The 5601-nt window shown below is 59.5% G+C and carries 5 protein-coding genes; 4 read left to right on the top strand and 1 reads right to left on the bottom strand.

Annotated features, from left to right (window positions below; genetic code table 11):
• From VGG64_13150 to VGG64_13135, 4 genes are all read left to right on the top strand, one after another.
• A partial coding sequence (locus tag VGG64_13150) for a hypothetical protein (GenBank protein HEY1600547.1) occupies positions 1–253 on the top strand: 253 nt, incomplete at its 5' end.
• A 632-nt stretch (positions 254–885) separates the two neighbouring features.
• Positions 886–1485 (top strand): hypothetical protein, encoded by a 600-nt coding sequence (locus VGG64_13145; GenBank protein HEY1600546.1) that lies wholly within the window; start codon positions 886–888, stop codon positions 1483–1485.
• Positions 1486–2066: 581 nt separating this feature from the next.
• Entirely contained in the window at positions 2067–3998 is a 1932-nt protein-coding gene (locus VGG64_13140; GenBank protein HEY1600545.1) for an autotransporter-associated beta strand repeat-containing protein, read from the top strand.
• 165 nt (positions 3999–4163) lie between these two features.
• The gene (locus tag VGG64_13135) at positions 4164–4640 is read left to right on the top strand and encodes an autotransporter outer membrane beta-barrel domain-containing protein (protein ID HEY1600544.1); all 477 of its coding nucleotides are present in this window, start codon (positions 4164–4166) and stop codon (positions 4638–4640) included.
• Between the two features lie 638 nt (positions 4641–5278).
• Here the strand turns inward: VGG64_13135 and VGG64_13130 are convergent.
• Positions 5279–5601 (bottom strand): hypothetical protein (locus tag VGG64_13130; protein HEY1600543.1); only part of this gene is annotated, 323 nt, incomplete at its 5' end.

Genomic DNA, 5601 nt, shown 5'->3' with positions numbered 1-5601 from the left:
TGCGCCCATCAACGGCTCGCCTCCCCTTAGCCCAACGGAGTTTAATCTTTACGTTGACGGTGGGAGCGCTGCGGTGTCCAGCGACAATTCCAACAACGTCAATGCTGAATTTCGTGGGGATCTCAGCATTACAGAAGTTGCGGCTACTCCGTTGCCAGCGACTTGGACAACGATGATAGCGGGGCTTCTCGGCTTCGGCTTTTTTGCATGGCGCGGAATGACGAAGCGTAACGTTGAAATTGCAGCAGCCTGATCGCCGGCAGCTTACTCACATGGCGTCTTTATTTGCCGAGGGAATTCTCGGCCAAGCCGCGCATTTTGCTGCGAGCGGTGAATGGCCGTCAAAAGGCCGCCACACACGCGGCGACGCCGTGCGGGAGTTTCAGCACGGGTCTTAGGTCAAACTAACTCGCAGGCGTTGACTCAATCGCTGGTCCGCCAGTGCCCGCAAGCAGCGCCGCGCGTTGGCAGCTCGTCGGTTACCTGTATAGCTTGCTCCGCGTCCGATAGCCCAGAGCTTGCGATCGGCAGCTTACCGTCGACCCGCAGACCTAACGTAGAGCCCAAGCGGCAGCGCGATGAACTGGTTCACGCCGAGCACTCCCTGGCGTAGCTAGCGTTTCACCAGCACCGTTACCCGTCTTGCAGTGCCGCAACCCTCAGGCTGCCTCCCACCGCCGCGAAAAGTTCCAAGAGTGGAACCTTGTGCGGGTGCTCGCACATCTTATCACGTTGAAAAACCTGGAGATTCAATATCGTCACCGCCATCGTGACCTTGGCCCCGCAGTTGTGTGGTGGTAGCCCGACTGCTTGCAATCAGCGCGTTATAGAGTTATTAAGGTTGTGCGGCAGCCCTGTAACACCAGGACTAAGGGGAGCGTTGTCATGAGCAAACCTTTTATATTGGCCATTGCCCTTGCGTCTTTGTTTTGGACGCTGCCGGCCGCTGCTTCGACCACCACCGACGACTTTACCTTTTCAGATGGCAGCACTGTCATAGCGACAGGATTTTTCAGCTACGACTCTTCGCTCTCGGGGACGCTCAACTACGCAGATCTGAGCGCTTTCTCCATTACGATCGCCGGTCAAACCTATAATCTGGCATTCGCGAATGGCGGTGTTCCCGGATCAGACTACGACTCCTTTTCGTACAACACGGTCACGAATGCCTTTGATCCGACGATTGTAAATGGCGCGGAGGGCACCTTCGAAACCATTTTGGCGGCAACGCAGATCAACGGCAGCCTAACCTCCGGGTTCTTTTTCGATCCCCTCCCGAGTCAGAGCGACCCGCTAGGCAACGGGTACAACGATGGACTTTATTCGGCTTACGCGACGGGCCCAGCCGACGCTACGTTCACGTCGTTTGCCATCACCCCGACACCACTGCCTTCGGGTTGGATCATGATGCTTTCGGCCCTTGCCGGCTTAGGCTTTTTGGGCTGCCGACGGCAGAAGCTTCGAATGGCATCCTCGGCCGCCTGATCTCATTTCGGCAAAAGCGGAGAAGTCCGAAGCCGTCGCGGCAGGCGGCGGTTTAGTGCGGAGTAGGTTTGTAGCTGTGTCGCGCGTCGACAGCGCAACCGCTATTTGTTCCTGACAAAGCCTGTTCTGTTGCGGGCCCAGAGTGAGCGGTCGCTGCCGAACGGTCGACCCGCAGGCTCGTGACAGAGCTGGGACACGCACGGCGATCCCACCCCTGCCGGTCTCCGATACCCCGCCATCACCCTTCGCTAAAGCAAACCTCATTTCCGGCTCCGTGGCATGGCACGCGCGATGGCCCCGGCGATGCTCGTCGCCAACCTGCCGCGCCGGCAGCGCCGGGATTGAAGCCCCGAGCGTATTTCGATCGCGGGGAAAGCGCACCACCTGCACAAACAAGCCAGGCTTCGTTTCTGCTTGCTTGGCGGGTTTGGTGGAGCGGTTGCTTTGGTGGGATAATGGTTTGGAGAGCGAGCGATTCGCGGGAATTAGCGATTTCTGGGAAGCAGCGGTTCTTGGCACAAAGGCACCGCCCGAAGTCTCCGGCGGCGATCACTTGGTCCAGCACTCCAGCGCAGGTGCAAATGCGCCGACCGGCATGCTTAGCCGATACCCTGTTTGGTTGCCTGCCGCTTCGCCGCAGGGCGCGACGGGGGCTCTCGCTCAAGGGATTGCCTGCTCTTCTGCCGCGAACTTGGCTCAATGCGGCCCGATCACGCAACAGCGCGGTTTGCTTTGCAGTCGTTGCCGCCGCTGTTTTGCATGGCGCAGCTGCCTTTGCTCAAGATGCCGCTTGGCTCGCTAATCCAACCTCGGGCGACTGGAACACCGGGGCGAATTGGTCGACCGGCTCGGTTCCGAGCAACACCGCAAGCTTTGCATCGTCAAGCCTCACTACCGTAACGTTCTCGCAGCCGACGACGAGCATCAATGCGATGTCGTTGAGTGGTGGCACGACTTATAATTTCGATATCAATAACGAAGTATTCCTCGATATCAACGGCAGCGGCCTTGTTGGAAACTCCAGCAACGCTTCCTTCGTCGTCAACAATGCCGGCACGGGCGGCCCCGCAGGCATAGTCTTCAATAACAGCGCGACCGCGGGGAATGCCTCGCTGGCGACCGCGTGCACGGCCCCGCCGGGGGGTGCCTGCAGCAACTCCAACAATACGATAACTTTCAATAATACGAGCACAGCTGGGAATGCGGCGATCACGATCGGCGGCTCGGGGCAACTGTCCTTCACCGGCATGAGCACGGCCGGCAACGCAACTGTGAACCTTCCCTTCAACAGCGGATTGGTTTTCAGCGGCAATAGCTCAGCAGGGAATGCCGCGATTGCAGCCTCCGATGCCCGGATAATAGATTTCACCGGGTCAAGCACTGCAGCAAATGCAACAATCAACGCGTCCTCGTCGGAAATCGAATTTATCTCTAACAGCACAGCAGGGAATGCCAAGATAACCGCAAGTTACATTGGCGTCGGATTCACTCAGACAGCCAGTGCCGGTACCGCGAACATTACGCTCAGCAACGGTGCGTCTGCGAGCTTTGCGCAATCGTCAACAGCAGACAATGCCACGATTGTTGCGAACACTGGCTCCTCGATCGTGTTTGAAGGCTTGTCTACAGGCGGCAGCGCTCGCTTTGTTGCGAATAGCGAAGCGGTCTTAGATATATCCGCCCTGAATTCAGGCGTGCTGTCTGCTGGATCGATCGAGGGGGCGGGTAATTTCTATCTTGGGGCTAACCGGCTGATCGTGGGCAGTAACAATCTCGATACGTTAGTCGGCGGCGCCATCAGCGACTGCGGAAACGCCAGCAACTGCCTCAGCGGCGGGGCTTCCGGAGGATCGCTCGTAAAGATCGGTTCAGGCACGCTCACGCTCTCGGGCACCAACAGCTATACGGGTTCGACCAGCGTTCAGGACGGCATGCTGGAAGTCAGCGGGGCACTGACCGGCACGTCAAGCGTCGCCGTGAGCGGTGGCGGCGTTTTGAGTGGTTCCGGCAGCATTAATGCACCGGTCAGCGTTGCTTCGAGCGCCGCCTTAATTCCGGGTTTGCCCGGGGTACCCGGTACGTCATTGGCCATAGCCGGAAATCTGTCGCTGCAGTCCGGCGCGCTCTATGTGGTGTCCCTCAATCCATCTCAGGCCACGATGGCGAACATCGCTGGCACCGCCAGCCTTGCGGGCACGGTCCAAGCCAATTTCGAATCTGGAGGCTATCTGAGTGGAAAACCATACGACATTTTGCACTCTGGCGGACTGAACGGCACCACGTTCAGTAACTTGGTGACGGTCAATCCGCCGAACTTTGGTGTCAGCCTGAGTTATACGCCGACGGATGTGTTGCTCGATTTGAGCGCCTCGCTGGGAAGCGGCACCAACCTCAACGCCAACCAGCAAGGCATCGCCGGCGCACTCAACATGTCTTTAATTCGGGTGGGACGCTGTCGCTTGGCTTCGCAAATATTTTCAATCTCACCGGCGCGAATCTCGCAAATGCTCTGACTGCACTCGATGGCGAAAGCGCGACAGGCGCGGAGCGCGGCACCTTCGAACTGATGAACGAGTTCTTGACGCTGATGCTCGATCCTTCAGGCTACGTCGGTAGCGGCGGGAGGGATGGCGGCGCTCTCGGCTTTGCCCCGGACCAGCGAGCCGGCCTGCCCCCCGATGTTGCGCTGGGCCTATGCGGGCTTGCTCAAGGCGCCGCCGGCGACGAGCTTTGATCGGCGCTGGACCGCGTGGGCTTCGGGCTTCGGCGGCAGCGCCACGGCGAATGGCGATCCGGTCATCGGCTCAAACAACGTCGCGACCAGCACCTACGGCTACGCCGGCGGCATGGACTATCACTCCTCGCCTGACACGATGCTCGGCTTTTCGCTTGCCGGGGGTGGTACCAACTGGAACCTCGCAAATGCCCTCGGCACCGGCCGCAGCGACGCATTTCTCGCCGGTATCCACGGCATAACACGGCAAGGTCCGTGGTATCTCGCCGGCGCCCTGGCCTTCGCCAATAACTGGTTCACCACCAACCGAATAGCCTTCTCCGGAGCTGACAGCAGATCCTTACCGGCGCGCGCTTCACCGTCTTCGGCGCACCGACGCCGCGCCGCTGGTGCGCTGGGAAGCCAACTGTGCTTGAATTGACGTGCCGTGGGTATTGCGTGGGGTCGGGGATGATCGATCCGCTGTTTTCGCTATCGGGTTTTGTGGTCGGCATGCTTGTCGGCATGACTGGCGTGGTCGGCGGCTCTTTGATGACGCCACTGTTGATCTTATTGTTCGGAGTGCATGCGCCCACGGCCGTCGGTACCGACCTTTTCTATGCTGCGGCGACAAAAACCACTGGAAGCTTCGTCCATGGTCTCTCCCGCTCAATAGACTGGCGTGTTGTCGGTAGGCTGGCAACGGGTAGCGTTCCCGCAACGGCGACGACCGTACTTGTCCTGTCGGATTTTGATCTGAACAGTGCGGGTGCCCAAAGCGCCATTACGCTTGTCCTGTGCGGCGCGCTTTCGCCACGGCAATCGCCAGGGCATTCGAGTGGGTCGTGCGCCCGGCACGGCCACGGACGGCCAAATTGTCACCATGGCGTACAACCATTTGGACCGTCGTGGTTGGTGCGACGTTGGGCGTGTTAGGGACCGTTTCTTCGATCGGGGCTGGCGCGATTGACGTCGTCGCGCTGCTAATTCTCTATCCAAAAATGCCGACAGCAAAAATCGTCGGCTCCGACATAGTGCTGACCTCGTGGCAGGTCTGGGCCGCTGGGCCGTCGGATCGGTTCATTGGGCCATCATCAGGTCCTTGCTCGCCGGTTCACTGCCCGGCATCGTACTCGGCAGTGTGTTCGCAGTCCGCATTGCGCTAAAGTGATCCTCGCAAGCACCCTTTTGATAGTTGGTGGCAGATACGAACATGCATCCACGACCTCTAAACTCCTGACAGCGTTCGCGCGCCGCGCAGTGCCCTAGCCGCGGCGTCTCGGACTGCGCCACGACTGGCGAGGGCGCATTTGAACCGGCATTGCGGGCGCCCCCACTCTCTCTCGATTGATCGGCAATCAACCCAACGAGGAAGAGCAACAGGCATTTGCGCCCATCGCTCC

It is taken from the genome of Pirellulales bacterium, from assembly GCA_036490175.1.
Lineage (GTDB): Bacteria > Planctomycetota > Planctomycetia > Pirellulales > JACPPG01 > JACPPG01.
This window is presented reverse-complemented; position numbering and strand designations above follow the sequence as displayed.